Origin of the sequence: Sulfitobacter sp. S190 (genome assembly GCF_025141935.1) — a bacterium.
Classification (GTDB): domain Bacteria; phylum Pseudomonadota; class Alphaproteobacteria; order Rhodobacterales; family Rhodobacteraceae; genus Sulfitobacter.
The window spans coordinates 3,483,482-3,500,693 of record NZ_CP081120.1; the positions used below are offsets into that span (position 1 = coordinate 3,483,482).

Sequence of the window (17,212 nt, forward strand, 5' to 3'; positions counted from 1 at the left end):
CATGCTTACGCTTCTCACCTTCGGCCCCGCCTTTGGCGAAATCAGCGCAAGCCCCTTCAGCATCAAGGCAATCTGGCTCCTGAATCTCTCTGGCCAACCTTGGCAGCGGCGGGTCCTGACCGATCCACGCAAGATGCCTAAAGGAAAACTGCCCGCCCTCGAAGTGGACGGCGGTATCATCGCAGACAGTGACGACATCCGCGGCTATCTCGAAAGTCAGGGTCATGATTTCGAAACAGGCCTGTCCGATCTGGACAAAGCGAATGCCCGCGCCTTCATTCGGATGGCCGAAGAGCACATGTATTTTCATCAGGTCCTTGACCGGTGGGGCAATGATGCGATCTGGGCTGTGATCCGCGAACAGTTTTTCGCGGATGTGCCGCGCCCTTTGCGCGGACTTGTGTCCGGCAGTTTGCGCAAGAAACTACTGCGCGGCATGCACGTCCAGGGCCTCGGGCGGCTGAGCGCGGCAGAGCGCCTTGCCCGCGTTGAGCCGGACCTCACAGCCATCGCCGCACGGCTGTGGCAGGGAAAGTTCCTGTTTGGCGATCGTCCCAGCGCCGCAGATACGTCTGTGGGGGCCATGCTTTGCTGCATGATGTCGGCGCCAGTGCAAACACCCCTGTCACGCAGGATCGCAGACGATCCGGTTCTCGGCGCCTACGCCCAGCGGTGCCGGGACGCGATGGGCGGTTAGTCCCGTGTCCGGCTCCGCTTGAGCTTGCGCTTCAGCTTGTCCTTCTTTGTCTTCGCCTTCTTGGCCTTCGGACGCGCTCGCGATCGCCCTGCTGGGCTACGCCTGCGGCCGTCACCGCGCGGCATTGCCTCATCCTCGATCGTCAAAAGTTCCAAAGCGATGCCGCCGGTCACCGGCGTCACTTCGGACAGCCTCACGGTGACGCGCTGACCCAAACCGATCATACGGCCACTATCAGCGCCCATCAGCGTGCCAGCCTCTGCGTCGTGGTGAAAATACTCCCGCCCGATATTGCGCATGGGGATAAGGCCGTCGGCACCGGTTTCGTCCAGCTTCACGAAGGCGCCAAAGCGGGCCACGCCGCTGATCCGCCCGGTCATTTCGGCACCCACGCGTTCGGACAGGAAATGCGCCAGATAACGGTCGGTGGTGTCGCGCTCCGCGATCATCGACCGGCGCTCCGTATCCGAAATATGCGCACCGGTCGCTTCCATATCGTCTATGTCGTGCTGCGATAGACCGTCGTCACCCCAGCCGTGCGCGGTGATCAGCGCCCGGTGCACGATCAGATCGGCATACCTGCGAATGGGGGATGTGAAATGCGCGTAGCTTTGCAAAGCGAGCCCGAAATGGCCGATCCTGTCGATGCCGTAGTAGGCCTGTGTCATGGACCGGAGGGTCGATATATTGATCAATTCGGCATCGTCCGATCCCGCCGCCTGATCCAGTAACCGGTTCAGGTGCGCCGTCTGCAAAACCTGACCCTTGGCCAACTGATAACCGGCCGCCGCAGCGGTTTCGCGCAAGTTATCGAGCTTTTCCTGCGTGGGTTCTTCGTGCGTGCGGAACAACAAACGCGTCTTTTTCTCGATCAGCGTTTCGGCGGCGGCAACGTTTGCCAGCACCATGAACTCTTCGATCAGCTTGTGGGCATCCAGACGTTCGCGGAAATTCACGGATTTCACCGTGCCGTCCTCAGCCAACTCGATCCGCCGTTCCGGCAGATCAAGCTCGAGCGGCTGGCGTCGCGCGCGCGCACGAACCAACGCCGCATAGGCCGCGTAAAGCGGGCGAATTACATCATCCAGAAGTGCTTCGGTCCGCGGATTTGGTTCACCGTCCACGGCGGCCTGCACTTCTTCGTAGTGCAAACTGGCCGGAGAGCGCATTAACCCCCGATGAAAGCTGTGCCGCAGTTTGTTTCCGTCCGCGTCAAGAACCATCCGAACCGCGACGCAGGCGCGCTCCACACCTTCGTGCAGCGAACACAGATCCCCCGATAGCCGGTCAGGCAGCATCGGCACCACGCGGTCCGGGAAATATGTGGAATTGCCGCGCTTGCGCGCCTCGCGGTCGAGCGCGGAGCCCGGCGTCACATAGGCTGCAACATCGGCAATCGCGACCCAGAGGATGTGCCCCCCTTCATTATCGGGGTCCTGATCGGCTTCGGCAAAGCAGGCATCATCGTGATCGCGGGCATCTGACGGGTCAATGGTGACAAGGGGCAAGTCCCTCAGATCTTCGCGGCCCTCCAGCCCTTTTGCCACGGCGGCATCTGCCTCGGCCATGACATCATCGGGAAAATCGTCGGGGATCTGGTGCTGGTGAATGGCGATCACCGATACCGCTTTCGGCTGAGACGGGTCGCCCAAACGCTCCACGATCCGCGCACGCGGCAGGCCCATCCGGCCTTTCGGTCCGGCCAGTTCCGCTTCGACAAGCTCTCCATCCTGCGCGCCCGCCATTGCATCCGCCGCGACGGTCCACTCCTTGTCGGCCCCCTTATCGATGGGATGGATACGCCCGCCTTCCGCACCTTTGCGAAAAATACCCATGATTTTCTTGGGATTGGTGCCGATGCGCCGGATCAATCGCCCTTCGTAGTGATGATCCTCGTTCTTGACCAACGTCAGCCGGGCAAGAATGCGATCACCGGCGCCCAGCGCGGGATCAGCTGCACGCGGGATCAAGAGAACGACCGGCTCCTGCCCCTCACCGTCCCATTCCATCGGCTTGGCAAACAGATCGCCGTCACCGTCCGGCCCCGTCACAACGAGAACGGACACCGGTGGCAGCCGGTCGGGGTCGCGGTAGGTTTTCTTGCGCTTCTCCAAATGGCCCTCGGCTTCGAGTTCTTTGAGAACGCGCTTGAGGTCGATGCGTGCAGCACCCTTGATGCCGAACGCCTTGGCGATGTCGCGCTTGGCCGTCAGTGTTGGATTGACTTCGATCCACTCAAGGATCTCGCGCTTGCTGGGAATTTTACTCATGCCTTGGCAGGTAGCACGCGCACCCCCCGGCGTCACATTATTTTAGATCGCACGCCATCCATTGGTGCGGCACGCCTTCGTCATCGTAAAGCGGGCCAAACGGCACAAACCCCAGTTTTTCGTAGAATCCGGTCGCCGTTGCCTGCGCGCCGAGGATTGCACGTGTTACGCCGGGCTGCTGCGCGGCAAGATCTTTGCAGGCCTCGATAAGATCGGCCCCCAAACCACGACCGCGCAGGTCTTGAACCACGCAAACCCTGCCTATTTTCGCGTCCGAACCATCGACAAAAACGCGCGCCGTGGCCACGGGGGTATCCCCTTGGTGGGCCATTAGGTGCAGACTGGCCGCATCCTTGTCGTCAACTTCGCCTTCTTCGGAAAATCCCTGTTCTTGCACAAAAACCTCGTGACGCAGGGCAAAGCAGGTTTCCGTATCTTCGGTCGCCGCAATCACGATCATGCAAAATAATCCCGCAGAATACGCCCGTATATCGATTTCAGCTGCTCGATATGGGCAACGGCGACATGTTCATCGACTTGGTGCATGGATTGGCCAACCAACCCGAATTCCACGACCGGACAATGCGATTTCACAAACCGGGCGTCGGAAGTGCCACCGGTCGTGGACAATTCGGGCGTGATACCGGTTTCGGCCTCCACCGCTGCAGCCACTAGCGCAGATAAATCGCCGGGTGGGGTGATGAAACTCTCGCCGGAAATCTTGGTTTTTGTTTCGATCTGCACCCCAAAGCTGTCCGCGATCCGCGATGCTTCGGCCTCGATCCATTCCGTCAGGCTTGCGCCCGAATGCGTGTCGTTGAACCTGATGTTGATGGCCGATGTGCATTCCGCCGGAATGACATTCGTTGCCGGATTGGCGGTGTCCACGGTGACGATGGCCAGCGTCGAAGGGTCGAAATGGTCGGTACCGGTGTCGAGCGTATGGCTGGCCAATCTGTCCATCAACTGCATCATGGCAGGTAGCGGATTGTTCGCGCGGTGCGGATAGGCGGAGTGACCCTGTTTCCCGATAATCCGGAACCACGTGGTCATCGACCCGCGGCGGCCGATCTTGATCATATCGCCCATCGTGTCGGGGCAGGTCGGCTCCCCCACCAGACAGACGTCCATCCGCTCGCCGTGGTTCTGCATATACTCCAGCAGGGCGGTGGTGCCATCGGTGGCGTCGCCTTCTTCGTCGCCCGTGATGGCAATGATCACGGAGCCGTCGGGTGGGGTGTTACGCACGAAGTCGACTGCCGCAGCAACAAAGGCGGCAACGCCCGATTTCATATCGGTCGTGCCCCGCCCGTACATGACACCGTTGTGTATCTCTGCCCCGAAGGGCGGCTTGGTCCAGGCAGATTCGTCGCCTATCGGCACAACATCCGTGTGGCCGTTAAAGCCGAAACTGCGCGTATTGCCCTTGGTGCCCCAACGGGCGAACAGATTTCGGATACCGCCGCGGTCCGCCCAGGCACACTCGAAACCCGCATCCCCAAGCAGCCGGTGCAGAATGTCCAGCGCCCCCGCATCTTCCGGTGTCACGGATGGGCATCGGACCAATTCGGCGGTCAGGGCAACGGGATCGACAGGTGGCATAACGGTTCCTTTCAGACGCGGCTGCCTTCTTATCCTCCCTGTGGTCAAAAAGTGCCAGCCCCGTGCGGCCTGCCCAGTTCCCGCTTCATTTGCGGCAAAATTGTGGTAACGTCGGCACTATAAAAATTGACCCGAGGCAGGGCAAAGCAGTTTCGTCACCTGAAAACAGGGGCGGATTGGTTCAAAAGAACCACCAATGAGCAGCGGAAACACCGCTGCCGATCGCTGTTGTGCGCTGTCTCACAAGTGTGGTGAGCAGAATATGGTACGGGCGTCCAAGCTTCCGATACAAACAGTCCGAAACGGCGTTGATGCAGATGACATGGCGCAAGAGATTTTCGGCGATGGCGTTACCGTTGTCGGTGCGACCTATTTCGGCGATAACGACAGCGCGGGCATCTATAGCGATGGGGACAACACGGCCCCCGGCGTGACGCCCGGAGATACCGGTGTCATTCTCTCGACAGGTAACGCGGACGATTTCACCAACCGCAATGGTCAGGCCAATCAGGATACCAATACCTCGACGAACACGTCGGGGACCAACAACTTCAATCAATACAACACGGCAGCGGGCGCGCGGACCTACGACGCCGCCACGCTCGACGTCGATTTCATCCCCGACACGAACGTGATGACGATGCAGTTTGTGTTCAGCTCCGAGGAATACCCGGAATTTGAGAACTCGATTTATCAGGATTTCTTCGGGGTCTGGATCAACGGGCAGCAGGTCGAACTTGATGTCGGCGACGGCGATACCGATCCCGGCAACATCAATACCACAAACAATATCAACATGTACGTGAACAACCAGTCCGACGACTTCAATACGGAAATGGACGGTTTCACCATCACGATGACGCTGACGATGGTCGTGAACCCCAACGTCGTGAATTCGATGCGCATCGCTGTCGCCGACGTGTCCGACAGCGCCTTCGATTCGAACGTGTTGATCGCGGGGGATTCAGTCCAGACCAATCTTGTCGCGATTTCCGACGACGTGAACGTCTATCCCGATGGGACGACGACCCTCAACGTGCTCGACAATGACATCAACAACGGGCCGGGCGTGCTGACCATTACCCACATCAATGGCCAGCCCGTTGTCGTGGGGTCGGTTGTTGTCCTGCCGACCGGGCAGGAAGTCACGCTGAACGCGGATGGCACGCTCGAGGTGGTGGGCGACGGCGATGAGGAAGATTTCAACTTTACCTATACGGTCACCAATGGTGCCAATTCCGATACCGGTTTTATCAACGCGACCTCTGTCCCCTGTTTTGTCGCAGGTACGCTGATCGCGACGCCGCAGGGCGATGCGCGCGCCGAACGGCTGGTGCCCGGCGATCTGGTGATGACAAAAGACGAAGGCGCGCAGCCCTTGCGCTGGATCGGTTCGCGCACGGTCAAGGCCAGTGGTGATTTCGCCCCCATCCGCATCAAAGCGAACACGCTGGGCCAGCATCGCGACCTGTTGGTGTCTCCCCTGCACCGGGTGCTCATCCGCGACAGTCTGGCAGAGCTTTTGTTTGGCGAAACCGAAGTATTGGTGGCCGCCCGTGATCTGGTCAACGACCGTTCCATCGTCCGGTGTGAAGGGGGCGATGTGACATACGTTCACCTCATGTTCGATCGCCATCAGGTCGTATTTTCCGAAGGGTTGGAGACCGAGAGTTTTCTGCCCGGCCCCCAGACCTCGCACAGCTTCGAGGCTGACGTGGTGGCAGAAATCTACGCGCTCTTTCCCGAACTCGATCCCGATACCGGCACCGGTTATCCCGCTGCGGCCCGTCGGACCCTGAAACGATACGAAGCGCAACTTCTGCGCGCAGCACAGGTGGCTTGATCATGACTTGGCTCGCACTCGCCGACCACACGGACCGCCGCTTTTCCCTGCGTGGATTGGGGCATGGGAAATCGGACGCACCGCTTCTGGAGGACCGGCCAGATACGCTTCTGACGCGCGGCAGTATCGTTTTCGAAACCCAGATTCCCGCTGATGTGCGCCCGCAGGTGCTGTTCGGATATAAAACGCCGCACCCGTCCCGTCGCAGCCTCGTGTTTCAGGCGATTCCCGGCGGTGGCGTGTCGATGGTACAGGTGCAGGACAGCAGCTATACCCACGCCGCAATCAATCACGACAACGCCGGACGCAGCGAAGTTCTGCGTGTGATGTACGCGTGGGACACGACGTATAACTGGGGCCGTCTGACGCTTGAGCAAGCCGGCGACAGTGCGATCACATCCGTTGCCGTGGACAACCCGCAACCCCTGAAACTTGACGATCTTCGCGATCTGATGCTCGGCCGTGGACAGCAGGACTTTGCGCAGGATGTGATCTTTGCCGCCTTGTCCAATGATATCGAACCGGTCGGCCCGTCACCGTCGCTCGCGCCCGACACGCCGATTGCGACGCCCTGGGGATACCGCGCCGCCAGTACGCTCAAACGCGGCGACACCGTCTATACGCACGAAGGCGACGTGGTGCCGGTGCTGCACAATGTCCTGCGCGAGGTACCCGCCCGCGGCAGCTATGCTCCGATCCGGATGCGAGCGCCCTATTTCGGCCTGCAGGAAGATATTGTAATCGGGCCTGACCAGCACGTCGTCATCGACGGACCGGAGGTCGAGTATCTGTTTGCCTGTGAAAAGGTGCTGACCCCCGCCCGACATCTCGTAAACGGATTTGCCGCCCGACCCGAGACAACAGGACCGACAGCGCGCTATTGTCAGCTGATCCTGCCACAGCACGAAACGCTTCTGGCCGCGGGCGCCCCGCTCGAAAGCATGTACATCGGACGGATGCGTCGCGATCAACAGCAGGTCGTCTCAAGCGTTCTGGCGTATTTCGACCGCGCCCTTCTGCCCGAACACGCCCAGCCCGCGCACAAGGTGCTCAAATGGTATGAGGCGATCCATCTCGCCAAACGCCGCGCTGCCTGATGGGGCTGAGCCATGTCACCTTCATCACCGCCGATCTGGACCGGATGGAGCAGATTTTCACCCGCGTGTTGAAAGCGGAAAAGATTTACGACAGCGGGCTGGACACGTTCTCCATCGCGCCGGAACGCTTCTTTGATGTCGATGGCGTTTGGGTGGCGACAATGCTCGGTGCCCCGCTGCCGACCCGGACCTATAACCATACGGCTTTCACGATGCCGGAAGCCGATTACGATGACCGCCTCGCCGAGATCAAATCACTCGGTCTGGATTTGCGCGAAGGGCGCAGCCGTGTGGCGGGCGAAGGGCATTCGATATACTTTCACACCCCCGACAACCATTTGATCGAGCTGCACACAGGCACACTGGCGCAGCGTCTGGCCAGATACCGTGCGGCAAAGCCGGTTCAGTCGTAGAACGGGGTCATCTGCGCGACAATGACCGAATTTTCGTCAAGCGCGCGCTGCATCAGTTCGCGTTCGTCCGCGTCAATCTCCTGACCGTCCGCTTCACGCTCGGCCAACGTGCCGTAGCCCGTCACATCAAGCGGTGCGGTATCTGCCTGCTTGAGGATCGCGACGGTTTCGCGCACCGCTTCGGCTTCGTCGATACCGGACGCAAAACACATCAGCGCGGCACCGGTCGCTTTTTCGGGCAGGCCGTCCCCTTCCTTGCGCCCGATCTGGACAAGCAAGGTAAACACCTGCTGGCGGGACGGTTTCTTGGGCTTTTTGGTGTCAGACATGAAAACTGCGCCTTCCAGAGTTTGGAAGACGCAGTGCTAGCTTGATCAGGGGTGATTGAAAAGGGTCAGCGTCGGATCATGCGTCCGGCTGCAATCAACAGACATGCACCCACGACACCGACAAACAACTGGCCAATCCAGCCACCCAGCGTCGAGCCGACGATCAGCACGAGGATCCAGTTGAACACCAAAGCACCAACGATGCCGAGAATGATGTTCATCAGCAGATTGTGATCGGTCTTCATGATCTTTTCCGCGATCCAGCCCGCAAGCGCGCCTACGATGATGGCGGCGAACCAACCAATACCTGTCATTTTGTAGTCTCCTTCAATTCATTAAAGGGTCAACGCCGCTGACATAGGAATGGTTCCGCCCGTTTATTCGCAGCGGCGCAGCGGGCTGATGACCCCGCCTTTCTGGATAACCGTGATGCCGGCGTCGGTACGCATGATCATGATCCGCCGTTCCCACGGAGCACCGTCCGCACGACAGATCGCATCATACAGCGTTGCATCCATACTGCCGACCGGGGTCGCATTGCGCAGCGAACAGCGGCTGCCGACAGCAAAAAAGGTATTGGCCGCGATAGCGATCGCGCCGCCGTCCTCGCCGATATTGGTACAGTCCCAATCGCTGGCCGACGGATGATCGGGGCGGTACCGCCCATCGTAGGGACCCGCCCAGGCAGCGGTTGCCGCGACAGCAACCAAAGCGCCAAGGCAGGTCCGAAAGAACATCAGTCGCGCAACAATTCATTGATGGACGTCTTGGACCGTGTCCGTTCATCCACGCGTTTGACGATAACGGCGCAATAGAGGTTCACACCGTTTTTGGATGGCATGGAGCCTGCAACAACAACCGAACCTGAAGGCACTTCACCGTACATGACCTCGCCGGTTTCGCGGTCCACAATCTTGGTCGATTGCCCGATAAAGACCCCCATGCCCAGCACGCTGCCTTCCCGCACGATACAGCCTTCGACGACCTCGGACCGCGCTCCGATAAAGCAGTTGTCCTCGATGATCGTGGGTCCGGCCTGCATCGGTTCGAGCACACCGCCGATACCGACCCCGCCCGACAGGTGCACGTTTTTCCCGATCTGCGCGCAGCTGCCAACCGTTGCCCATGTATCAACCATGGTTCCCTCGTCGACGTAGGCGCCCAGATTGACAAAGGAAGGCATCAGAACGACGCCGGGCGCGATGAAGGCGGATTTACGGACGACACAGTTTGGTACGGCACGGAAACCTGCCGCTTTCCACTGGTTGTCGCCCCACCCCTTGAATTTGCTGTCGACCTTGTCCCACCAGCCGCCACCCTGCGGTCCGCCGTCCTGCTGTTCCATGTCCTTGATGCGGAAGCCGAGCAGAACCGCTTTCTTGGCCCACTGGTTTACATGCCAGTCGCCGTTGTCCTGACGCTCGGCCACGCGCAACGATCCGCTATCGAGCGCGTTCAGCGTATCTTCGATGGCGTCGCGCGTTTCACCGGTTGTTGCGGGCGTGATGCTGTCGCGGTCTTCCCATGCGGCTTCGATGGCGGTCTCAAGTTGGGCGTTGGACATCAGGATCCTCCGGTTGTCTGAAAAAGGTTGCAAGCGCTATACGCGCAGCGTGCCGTCGAAGCAATCTAGCTGCGCCATTTGATGGAGCAGCCCATCGAGGGTGTTTGCTGTGACGGGCCTGTGCCAGTGCGCGCAACTTGGGTCATCGCATGCACCAGATCCGGCGTGCGACCGGATGGATCGCCTCGCATGGGAACGTCATCGAGACGGCCGCGGTATTGCAGACCGCCGGACGCATCGTACCCGAAAAAGTCAGGCGTACAGACCGCACCGTAAGCACGGCCAACCGACTGTGTGTCGTCCACCAGATACGGCGCCGCCAAGCCGTGGGCGTCCGCGAACCGATGCATCATCTCGGGGCGGTCGGCGGGATAGGCCGCATAATCGTTCGACATGATCGCGGCACATCCGACGCCCCTTGCCTCGAGTGTTTTCATGTCCGCGGCCAGACGGTCGATCAGGTCCACCACATACGGACAGTGGTTGCAGATGAAAGCGATCAGCATGCCGTTTTCCCCCATCACGGTATCGCGGGTGAACCGCTGGCCGTCTGCGGTTTGCAGATCGAAATCGGGGGCGGCTTCGCCAAAATTGCAGGTGTCCGTTTGCAGCAGCATGGCGTGTCCTTTGAGGCGAATTTCACCGACAGCATAAGGACGTGGCCAACGCTTGCAATCCAAGGCATGTTGGCGCGAACACTTTTGCCGGAGAGCGCGATGACAAAACAGACCCAGCACCCCTTGCGAGATGCCCACAGCGACCGATCAGCCGCGGACAAGGTGCCGGTCACGCCGCAGACGCAGGCCCCTGCGTATCGGCTGGCGTTCAGTGACAAGGATTTCCTGTGTCGGGACGAATTGCGCCCCGTGCGCCTGCAGTTGGAGCTGCTCAAGCCCGAGATGCTGCTGGACGAATACGGCGTTGAATCGACGATCGTCCTTTTCGGCGGGGCCCGCATTCCCGAACCCGCCAAGAAGGACACAGCACGGACCGAGACGCTTGCCGATCTGTCACAATTTTATGACGAAGCGCGAGAGTTTTCGCGACTAATGACGCTGAAGTCAAAAGAATCCGGCGGCCGCGAGGATGTTGTGGTGACCGGCGGCGGTCCGGGTGTGATGGAGGCTGGCAACCGTGGTGCAGTGGACGCGGACGGTGTGTCCATCGGGCTCAATATCGTATTGCCGTTCGAGCAGGCGCCCAATGAGTACGTGACACCCGATCTGTGCTTCAACTTCCACTATTTCGCGATCCGCAAAATGCATTTCCTGATGCGGGCCAAGGCGATTTGCGTGTTTCCCGGCGGGTTCGGCACATTGGACGAGCTGTTCGAGGCCCTAACGCTGATCCAGACAGGACGCATGCAGCGCGTGCCCTTCCTGCTGTTCGGTCGGGCGTTCTGGGAAAAGATCATCAATTGGGACGCGCTGGCAGATGCCGGTACGATTTCTGCCGAAGATCTGGACCTTTTCCGTTTTGTCGAAACCGCAGCCGAAGCGGTGGACCTGATCGAGAACTGGGGCGATCTGTCTGCCCGCTCGACCGTGCCTGGCCGCTGAGGGATTAGTGGAACATCTCGGCGGGCAGGACGCATAGATCGGTGTGCGTGGACAGCTTTTGCAGGACATGCCCGCCGTCCGCCGTGTCACGGATGCCATACCCGTATCCGGCCAACCGGTGCTTCCATTCACGCGTCGACAGCGCGACCTGCCGCTCGTGGGCGACCAGTTCGATGATTTCGGGGGCGACAAAGGCCTCCTGATGACTAAAGATCGACATTGCTTCTCTCCCGATTAGGTCAATTCAGGAAACAGTGTCGAAATCTCGAATGGCAGGATTCCGCTGCGATTGCGGCAGAAAAAAGGTATTTCAGCCACCCTCGGTTGAATTTCTACCGAAAGTAGGCACTGCGACAACTGCGGGTTCGGATTCCCTAGCCGAGATAAACGCGCCCTTCGGGGTATCCGATCCGCGGCACGGACCGTGTGGCGAGGAAAAAGCCAAGGGTCAAAGGCCCCAGACGCCCTACAAACATAATGATGATGATCAGGGCCCGACCAAATTCATCCAGTTCTCCGGTTGCGCCGCGTGACAATCCAACCGTGCCAAAAGCGCTTACGACTTCGAACAACAGATCGAGGAAGTCACCGCGGTAGGTAATGGATGCGGTGAAAAGACCGAACATGACCAGAAACAGGCTGAGCGCAGTCAGTGCCAGTACCTTGGTGATTTCCTGAATACCCAGACTGCGGCCAAAGATATGCAGTTTTTCCTGACGGTTGAAAAACGCCAAAGTCGCCAGAACCAGAACAATCATTGTCGTGACCTTGATACCGCCGGCGGTCGAGGACGGCCCGCCCCCCACCAGCATGAGCGATATGGTCATCACGGTCGTGCTGTCGCGCATTTCGGCGTAATCAAGCGTGTTGAAGCCAGCGGTACGCGGTGTGACCGCCTGAAACCAGCTGGCCAGAACTTTGGTACCGACCCCGTCGAGACCACCAAGGGTCTGGGGATTAGTCCATTCCAACAGCGCGAACAGGACCCATCCCCAAAGTATCAGGAACAAGGTGCCGGTCAGCATGAGCTTGGTATGAAGCGACAGCTGACGCCAGTTGCGCTTGCGGTATATATCGACGAGCACCACAAAACCCAGACCGCTCACCATGAAGAGCGCGGTAATCGTGAGATTGACCGTCGGATCACCGACGTAATTGCTCAGACTCCCCGGAAACAGGGAAAAACCCGCGTTGTTGAATGCCGAAATTGCATGAAACAGGGCTTGCCAGAAACCGTGGCTCCACCCGAACTCCGGCACAAAGACAGTCATCAGCAACGCCGTGCCCAGCGCCTCGCAGAAAAACGCAACGCTGATGACGACACGGACCAGCGCGGCCAGATCACGCAGTGACGTCTGGCCCATTTCGTCGCGCAGCACCATACGTTCGGGCATACCGATATTCAGCCCCAGCATCGTCAGAAGCAGGGCAGCAAAGGTCATCAGACCCAGCCCCCCCACCTGAATGAGAAGGGCAATGATGATCTGGCCAAAAAGAGTAAAGTCGCTGCCGGTATCGACCACGACCAATCCCGTGACCGTCACGGCCGACGCTGCGGTGAAGAGTGTATCGCTGAACGTGACATTGCCGGTCTGGCTGAAGGGCAACAACAGGATAAGCGCGCCGCCAAGGATGAACATCGCATAGATACTCGCCAGAACAGCGGGCGGGCTCAGCCGTTTGCTGGCGAGAGAAAGCTGCAGCGCGCGACGCTTTGCCATCAAAGGCTCCCGGCGAAATCACGCAGGTTCTGCCGGCTGCCCAATAGCAACAGCAGATCGTCTTTCTCCAGCGTTGTGTCGCTGCCGTCACTGCCCAGATATTCAGACCCGCGCAAAACCCCGATGCACCGCAGATCGTATTTCTTGTTGTGGTCCAGTTCCGGCAGCCTGCGTCCTTCGAGCGCTTCGGGGATCAGAAAGTTCACGACGTGCTGGCCGTTGCCAAGGCTGACATAGTCGCGGACAAGCGGATTGTGCAGCACCTGCGCAATATGCGTGCCCACCTCTTTTTCAGGATGGATCACCCGGTCAACGCCCAGTTTGGACAGGATCCGGTGATGGTTCTTGGATGTCGCTTTGGCCCAGATCTTGGAAATGCCCAAGGTCTTGAGGGTGATGGTGGCGAGAATGCTTGCTTCGATGTCATCACCAATGGCGACGACCGCGATATCACAGGTATCGATCCCCGCATCGCGCAGCGCGATGTCCTCGCGCGCATCAAGAATCAGCGTCCGATCGAGGTTATCGGCAATCGCGGCGACGTTGCGTTCCGACAGATCGATGCCCGTGACGTGATTGCCGAAACGGGCAAGTTCATTGGCGACGGTGCTGCCAAATGTCCCCAATCCTACTACGACAAATGTCTGCTGTTTTCTGGGCATACCGCCGCGCTCCTGATCAACCTTCAGGGCATAGATAGGTCAATCTGGAGCGCCGCAAAGGTCAGGGCTGGCTGACGCCTGCTTCTGCCTCGATCTGGCGCTTGGACTTGCGCGCGCGTTCGGTATCGGATTTCAACTGTCCACAGGCCGCCATGATGTCTTCGCCACGGGGTTTGCGCACGGGTGACGCATATCCCGCTTGATAAACGATCTCCGAAAACGCGCGGATGCGGTTATTGGATGACCGTTTGTAAGGGGCGCCGGGCCATTCGTTAAACGGGATGAGGTTGATCTTGGCCGGGATGCCCTCGATCAGCTTCACAAGCCGGTGTGCATCTTCATCGCTGTCGTTCACACCGTCCAGCATGACGTATTCAAACGTGATCCGCTCCGAATTGCTTACCTTGGGATAGGCACGCAGCGCGTCGAGCAGCTCTTCGATGTTCCAGCGCTTGTTAATGGGCACCAGCTTATTGCGGACCTCGTCTGTCGTCGCATGGAAAGACACAGCCAACTGGCAACCGATCTCTTCGGCGGTCTTGGCAATTTCCGGTACGACGCCAGAGGTGGACAGCGTGATACGACGGCGAGACAGCTGGATGCCTTCGGGATCCATTGCGATTTTCATCGCGTCGCGGACATTGTCGAAATTATAAAGCGGCTCGCCCATCCCCATCAGGACGATGTTGGACAGCAGACGCGCTTCATAGGTGCGGGTGCCGGTTTGGGGCCATTCATTCAGGTCGTCGCGTGCCACCATGACCTGGCCGATGATTTCGGCCGCCGTCAGGTTGCGCACCAGTTTCTGCGTGCCGGTGTGACAGAACGAACAGGTCAGCGTGCAACCGACCTGCGAGCTGACGCAAAGCGTGCCGCGGTCGGTTTCGGGGATATAGACAATTTCGACCTCGTGGCCGCCCGCGATGCGCACAAGGTACTTGCGCGTACCATCGGTGCTGACCTGCTTGGTCACGACCTCGGGTACCGCAATGACGAAATGCTCCGCCAATTCGGCGCGAAAGGCCTTGCTGAGGTTGGTCATCGCATCGAAATCACGGACGCCCCACTGATAGATCCACTGCCAGATCTGGCCGACGCGCATCTTGGCCTGCTTTTCCGGCGTGCCGATCGCGATAAGAGCATCCCGCATTGCGGGCCGCGTCAGCCCGACGAGGTTCATCGGACCGTCCGGCAACTTGCGCGGGATTGTCATCACGTCTTGGGTAATCGGTGCATCGGCAGCCATGGCAGGGACTCACTGTTCAGGATTGCGCGGGCATAGCAGAAACTGCACCCAAATGAAAACAGCCCCGCCAGAATGGCAGGGCTGCGTGCGCTACATATGTCGGGCGATCAGCCGCCGCAGCGTTTTGCCGCATCTTCAACCGCTGCGGTAAAGCCCAGCAGCGAAAAGGTATCGGCAGTCTGTGTGCCACGACTTGACCGGCCGGTCAGCTTGGCATCCGCGCCGCGTTTCATCGCGGCAATGATCTTTGCGTCGTCCTCGGTCGTTGCGGGCCACGCCCACTCGCCTTCGGTAAACATTTCAAACGTGGTGCCCCCGATATCGAGCGATACCGTCGACCCGCCCGCAAAGGGATATCCACCCGTGAAGGCGACCTGACCCTTGGCGCCCGCGCTGGGGCGGTAAAACACCATCAACAGTGTCTGACCACGGTTCACCGCGACCACGTTGCCGTTGCGCGAATTCACTGATTCTTTAGGGGTCGATACGCCCCAGCACTCGGTCGGATTGTCTTCGACAAAGACGCTCCAATCCGTTTTCGCCGCGACACGGTTCGAGCTTTGGCTCTGCGCGACCGCACTGCCAGCCGCCACCGCCGCCACCGCCGCAATCGCCAGCGCACCCAATCCCGTCTTCCAAACTCGCATCTGTCCACTCTCCAACGTCATGTTGCCTCAACATATAGGGGGTTCTTCGACGATTGCCGCTTTGCGCGGTCATTTGCTTGCCAAAGACGCCATTCTTCTCGACAACAAACAGCATAACGCAAAAGAAGCGAGTGGCGAAGCCCCGGATTGGCGGGTTTTCGCCCATCTCTACGCTATGAAACGAAGGAAACACCGACCATGACCTCCCCCGCTCCTTTTGCCGAAATCTGGCGTGGTCCATTCCTCGAAAGCGTACACACAGGGCATGCGGTGATTTGTGACGCCAAGGGCGATATTATTGACGCATGGGGCGATCCCACGCTGACCGTTCTGCCGCGCAGTTCGTCCAAGATGATACAGGCCCTGCCGCTGATCCAGTCAGGTGCTGCTGACGCTCATCGTCTGGGCACCGAACACCTCGCGCTTGCCTGTGCCTCTCACAACGCAGCGGCCATTCACATCGACCGGGTGGGCAAATGGATGGACCATCTGGGCCTTGGCGATGATGCGTTTCGCTGTGGTCCCGAACAATCACGTGACCGCGAAATACGCGAAGCTCAGATCCGCGCCTACGAAAGCCCTTGCCAGATCCACAACAACTGTTCGGGCAAGCACGCGGGTTTTCTGACACTGGCATCCCATCTGGACGCCGGTCCGGAATATGTCGATCCCGATCATCCCGTGCAAAAGGCCTGTCTCGACGCTTTCGAGACGGTGACCGGCGAAACAAGCCCCGGCTTCGGGATCGACGGATGTTCCGCCCCCAATCCGGCGGCAAGCCTGCATGGTGTGGCACGCGCGATGGCGCATTTCGCCGCCGCGCCGGACGACAGCGCCGAGGCACGCCTGCATCAGGCCATGCGCCTGCATCCCGAACTTGTCGCGGGCGAGGATCGTGCCTGCACCGACCTGATGCGCGCCACCGATGGCAAGGTCGCGCTGAAAACCGGCGCCGAAGGTTTTTTCATCGCCATCCTGCCAGAGCGGCAGATGGGCATCGCGCTCAAGGCATCATGCGGCACCACCCGCGCCGCAGAAGCCGCCATTGCGGCGCTGCTCGTACGGTTGGGCGCGCTGGACGCGGATCATCCTGCGACACGCAAATACATCAATGCGCCAATCCGCAACTGGCGCGGCATCGAAACAGGTATCCTGAAACCGGCGGCGGATCTGCTCTGATCCAAAGCGCCCTACATCTCGATGATGGGGGCAACCTCGGCTGATCCGGTGCCATCGATGACCATCGGGCAGGCCGAGGCCATTTGACAGGCCGCATCGATATCGTCGGCCTGCACGATGGTAAAACCCGACAGCGGATTGAGCCCCCCGTCGTCTGTCACACCGACATTGGTGACAGTCTTGGACATTCCGACCGGATGACCCGGATGCACGACATGGCTGCCGAGTTCGGAAAACCAGGCCTCCCAGGCGGCCATCGCCTGGGCGCCCTCTTCGGGTGTGTCGGGTGTTTTCCCGCCATGATAGGCAAGCATGAACTGAGGCATGGCACGTCCTTTCGTTGTGGGATGCCTCTATCCTACCGCGAATGGCGATTCGGCTCA

Annotated in this window: 20 protein-coding genes; 6 read left to right on the plus strand and 14 right to left on the minus strand. The window is 59.6% G+C overall.

The features are described from left to right. Position 1 precedes the first annotated feature (1 nt). The gene (locus tag K3756_RS17340) at positions 2-697 is read left to right on the plus strand and encodes a glutathione S-transferase family protein (protein ID WP_259989594.1); all 696 of its coding nucleotides are present in this window, start codon (positions 2-4) and stop codon (positions 695-697) included. On the opposite strand, the gene rnr is transcribed toward K3756_RS17340, so the two are convergent. Genes rnr through dapE form a run of 3 tightly spaced genes read right to left on the minus strand, consistent with a single transcriptional unit; the run spans position 694 to position 4,569 of the window. Beyond that, complete coding sequence (gene rnr / locus K3756_RS17345; RefSeq protein ID WP_259989596.1) at positions 694-2,967, minus strand: ribonuclease R; 2,274 nt, start codon at positions 2,965-2,967, stop codon at positions 694-696. The genes K3756_RS17340 and rnr overlap by 4 nt on opposite strands. 37 nt (positions 2,968-3,004) lie before the next feature. Next, positions 3,005-3,427: a GNAT family N-acetyltransferase gene (locus tag K3756_RS17350; protein WP_259989599.1), complete on the minus strand. Its 423-nt coding sequence runs from the start codon at positions 3,425-3,427 to the stop codon at positions 3,005-3,007. Then, positions 3,424-4,569, minus strand: a complete 1,146-nt coding sequence (gene dapE, locus K3756_RS17355) for a succinyl-diaminopimelate desuccinylase (RefSeq protein WP_259989601.1) — start codon at positions 4,567-4,569, stop codon at positions 3,424-3,426. Before dapE ends, K3756_RS17350 begins: the two co-directional genes overlap by 4 nt. A gap of 262 nt (positions 4,570-4,831) precedes the next feature. Between dapE and K3756_RS17360 the strand changes: the two genes are divergently transcribed. Genes K3756_RS17360 through fosX form a run of 3 tightly spaced genes read left to right on the plus strand, consistent with a single transcriptional unit; the run spans position 4,832 to position 7,922 of the window. After that, complete coding sequence (locus tag K3756_RS17360) at positions 4,832-6,412, plus strand: Hint domain-containing protein (RefSeq protein ID WP_409202446.1); 1,581 nt, start codon at positions 4,832-4,834, stop codon at positions 6,410-6,412. Positions 6,413-6,414: 2 nt separating this feature from the next. Continuing rightward, positions 6,415-7,509 carry a Hint domain-containing protein gene (locus K3756_RS17365; RefSeq protein WP_259989605.1) on the plus strand — a complete coding sequence of 365 codons (1,095 nt, stop codon included), beginning with the start codon at positions 6,415-6,417 and terminating at the stop codon, positions 7,507-7,509. Further along, positions 7,509-7,922, plus strand: coding sequence for a FosX/FosE/FosI family fosfomycin resistance hydrolase (gene fosX / locus K3756_RS17370; protein ID WP_259989607.1), 414 nt, complete (start codon positions 7,509-7,511; stop codon positions 7,920-7,922). The genes K3756_RS17365 and fosX overlap by 1 nt, the downstream gene beginning before the upstream one ends. Here fosX and K3756_RS17375 read toward each other — a convergent pair. The 5 genes from K3756_RS17375 to K3756_RS17395 form a co-directional block, all read right to left on the minus strand. Beyond that, positions 7,913-8,251, minus strand: coding sequence for a hypothetical protein (locus tag K3756_RS17375; RefSeq protein ID WP_259989609.1), 339 nt, complete (start codon positions 8,249-8,251; stop codon positions 7,913-7,915). The genes fosX and K3756_RS17375 overlap by 10 nt on opposite strands. A gap of 65 nt (positions 8,252-8,316) precedes the next feature. Beyond that, entirely contained in the window at positions 8,317-8,565 is a 249-nt protein-coding gene (locus K3756_RS17380; RefSeq protein WP_259989611.1) for a GlsB/YeaQ/YmgE family stress response membrane protein, read from the minus strand. 63 nt (positions 8,566-8,628) lie between these two features. After that, positions 8,629-8,988 carry a hypothetical protein gene (locus K3756_RS17385; RefSeq protein ID WP_259989613.1) on the minus strand — a complete coding sequence of 120 codons (360 nt, stop codon included), beginning with the start codon at positions 8,986-8,988 and terminating at the stop codon, positions 8,629-8,631. Next, entirely contained in the window at positions 8,988-9,815 is an 828-nt protein-coding gene (gene dapD, locus K3756_RS17390) for a 2,3,4,5-tetrahydropyridine-2,6-dicarboxylate N-succinyltransferase (RefSeq protein ID WP_259989616.1), read from the minus strand. Before dapD ends, K3756_RS17385 begins: the two co-directional genes overlap by 1 nt. Before the next feature lie 65 nt (positions 9,816-9,880). Next, a complete protein-coding gene (locus tag K3756_RS17395; RefSeq protein WP_259989618.1) occupies positions 9,881-10,432 on the minus strand; it encodes a thioredoxin family protein in 552 nt (183 codons plus the stop codon). A 99-nt stretch (positions 10,433-10,531) separates the two neighbouring features. On the opposite strand from K3756_RS17395, the gene K3756_RS17400 reads away from it, so the two are divergent. Next, on the plus strand, positions 10,532-11,374 hold the full coding sequence (locus tag K3756_RS17400) for a TIGR00730 family Rossman fold protein (RefSeq protein ID WP_259989620.1): 843 nt from the start codon (positions 10,532-10,534) through the stop codon (positions 11,372-11,374). Positions 11,375-11,378: 4 nt separating this feature from the next. Here K3756_RS17400 and K3756_RS17405 read toward each other — a convergent pair whose 3' ends face one another. From K3756_RS17405 to K3756_RS17425, 5 genes are all read right to left on the minus strand, one after another. Further along, complete coding sequence (locus tag K3756_RS17405; RefSeq protein ID WP_259989623.1) at positions 11,379-11,594, minus strand: hypothetical protein; 216 nt, start codon at positions 11,592-11,594, stop codon at positions 11,379-11,381. A gap of 154 nt (positions 11,595-11,748) precedes the next feature. Beyond that, positions 11,749-13,095 carry a TrkH family potassium uptake protein gene (locus K3756_RS17410; protein WP_259989625.1) on the minus strand — a complete coding sequence of 449 codons (1,347 nt, stop codon included), beginning with the start codon at positions 13,093-13,095 and terminating at the stop codon, positions 11,749-11,751. Next, positions 13,095-13,757, minus strand: a complete 663-nt coding sequence (locus K3756_RS17415) for a TrkA family potassium uptake protein (RefSeq protein WP_259989627.1) — start codon at positions 13,755-13,757, stop codon at positions 13,095-13,097. The genes K3756_RS17410 and K3756_RS17415 overlap by 1 nt, the downstream gene beginning before the upstream one ends. A 61-nt stretch (positions 13,758-13,818) precedes the next feature. Further along, positions 13,819-15,003, minus strand: coding sequence for a 23S rRNA (adenine(2503)-C(2))-methyltransferase RlmN (rlmN, locus tag K3756_RS17420; protein WP_259989629.1), 1,185 nt, complete (start codon positions 15,001-15,003; stop codon positions 13,819-13,821). 107 nt (positions 15,004-15,110) lie between these two features. Further along, positions 15,111-15,650, minus strand: coding sequence for an invasion associated locus B family protein (locus tag K3756_RS17425; RefSeq protein ID WP_259989631.1), 540 nt, complete (start codon positions 15,648-15,650; stop codon positions 15,111-15,113). Positions 15,651-15,848: 198 nt separating this feature from the next. On the opposite strand from K3756_RS17425, the gene K3756_RS17430 reads away from it, so the two are divergent. Beyond that, a complete protein-coding gene (locus tag K3756_RS17430) occupies positions 15,849-16,829 on the plus strand; it encodes an asparaginase (protein ID WP_259989633.1) in 981 nt (326 codons plus the stop codon). Positions 16,830-16,840: 11 nt separating this feature from the next. Here the strand turns inward: K3756_RS17430 and K3756_RS17435 are convergent, their stop codons facing one another. Next, the gene (locus K3756_RS17435; protein ID WP_259989635.1) at positions 16,841-17,155 is read right to left on the minus strand and encodes a YciI family protein; all 315 of its coding nucleotides are present in this window, start codon (positions 17,153-17,155) and stop codon (positions 16,841-16,843) included. Positions 17,156-17,212 lie beyond the last annotated feature (57 nt).

Excerpts from the sequence above, each read along its gene's own strand:
- K3756_RS17340 (WP_259989594.1), top strand. The coding sequence starts at position 2 with ATGCTTACGCTTCTCACCTTCGGCCCCGCCTTTGGCGAAATCAGCGCA.
- rnr (WP_259989596.1), bottom strand. The coding sequence starts at position 2,967 with ATGAGTAAAATTCCCAGCAAGCGCGAGATCCTTGAGTGGATCGAAGTC.
- K3756_RS17350 (WP_259989599.1), bottom strand. The coding sequence starts at position 3,427 with ATGATCGTGATTGCGGCGACCGAAGATACGGAAACCTGCTTTGCCCTG.
- dapE (WP_259989601.1), bottom strand. The coding sequence starts at position 4,569 with ATGCCACCTGTCGATCCCGTTGCCCTGACCGCCGAATTGGTCCGATGC.
- K3756_RS17360 (WP_409202446.1), top strand. The coding sequence starts at position 4,832 with ATGGTACGGGCGTCCAAGCTTCCGATACAAACAGTCCGAAACGGCGTT.
- K3756_RS17365 (WP_259989605.1), top strand. The coding sequence starts at position 6,415 with ATGACTTGGCTCGCACTCGCCGACCACACGGACCGCCGCTTTTCCCTG.
- fosX (WP_259989607.1), top strand. The coding sequence starts at position 7,509 with ATGGGGCTGAGCCATGTCACCTTCATCACCGCCGATCTGGACCGGATG.
- K3756_RS17375 (WP_259989609.1), bottom strand. The coding sequence starts at position 8,251 with ATGTCTGACACCAAAAAGCCCAAGAAACCGTCCCGCCAGCAGGTGTTT.
- K3756_RS17380 (WP_259989611.1), bottom strand. The coding sequence starts at position 8,565 with ATGACAGGTATTGGTTGGTTCGCCGCCATCATCGTAGGCGCGCTTGCG.
- K3756_RS17385 (WP_259989613.1), bottom strand. The coding sequence starts at position 8,988 with ATGTTCTTTCGGACCTGCCTTGGCGCTTTGGTTGCTGTCGCGGCAACC.
- dapD (WP_259989616.1), bottom strand. The coding sequence starts at position 9,815 with ATGTCCAACGCCCAACTTGAGACCGCCATCGAAGCCGCATGGGAAGAC.
- K3756_RS17395 (WP_259989618.1), bottom strand. The coding sequence starts at position 10,432 with ATGCTGCTGCAAACGGACACCTGCAATTTTGGCGAAGCCGCCCCCGAT.
- K3756_RS17400 (WP_259989620.1), top strand. The coding sequence starts at position 10,532 with ATGACAAAACAGACCCAGCACCCCTTGCGAGATGCCCACAGCGACCGA.
- K3756_RS17405 (WP_259989623.1), bottom strand. The coding sequence starts at position 11,594 with ATGTCGATCTTTAGTCATCAGGAGGCCTTTGTCGCCCCCGAAATCATC.
- K3756_RS17410 (WP_259989625.1), bottom strand. The coding sequence starts at position 13,095 with ATGGCAAAGCGTCGCGCGCTGCAGCTTTCTCTCGCCAGCAAACGGCTG.
- K3756_RS17415 (WP_259989627.1), bottom strand. The coding sequence starts at position 13,757 with ATGCCCAGAAAACAGCAGACATTTGTCGTAGTAGGATTGGGGACATTT.
- rlmN (WP_259989629.1), bottom strand. The coding sequence starts at position 15,003 with ATGGCTGCCGATGCACCGATTACCCAAGACGTGATGACAATCCCGCGC.
- K3756_RS17425 (WP_259989631.1), bottom strand. The coding sequence starts at position 15,650 with ATGCGAGTTTGGAAGACGGGATTGGGTGCGCTGGCGATTGCGGCGGTG.
- K3756_RS17430 (WP_259989633.1), top strand. The coding sequence starts at position 15,849 with ATGACCTCCCCCGCTCCTTTTGCCGAAATCTGGCGTGGTCCATTCCTC.
- K3756_RS17435 (WP_259989635.1), bottom strand. The coding sequence starts at position 17,155 with ATGCCTCAGTTCATGCTTGCCTATCATGGCGGGAAAACACCCGACACA.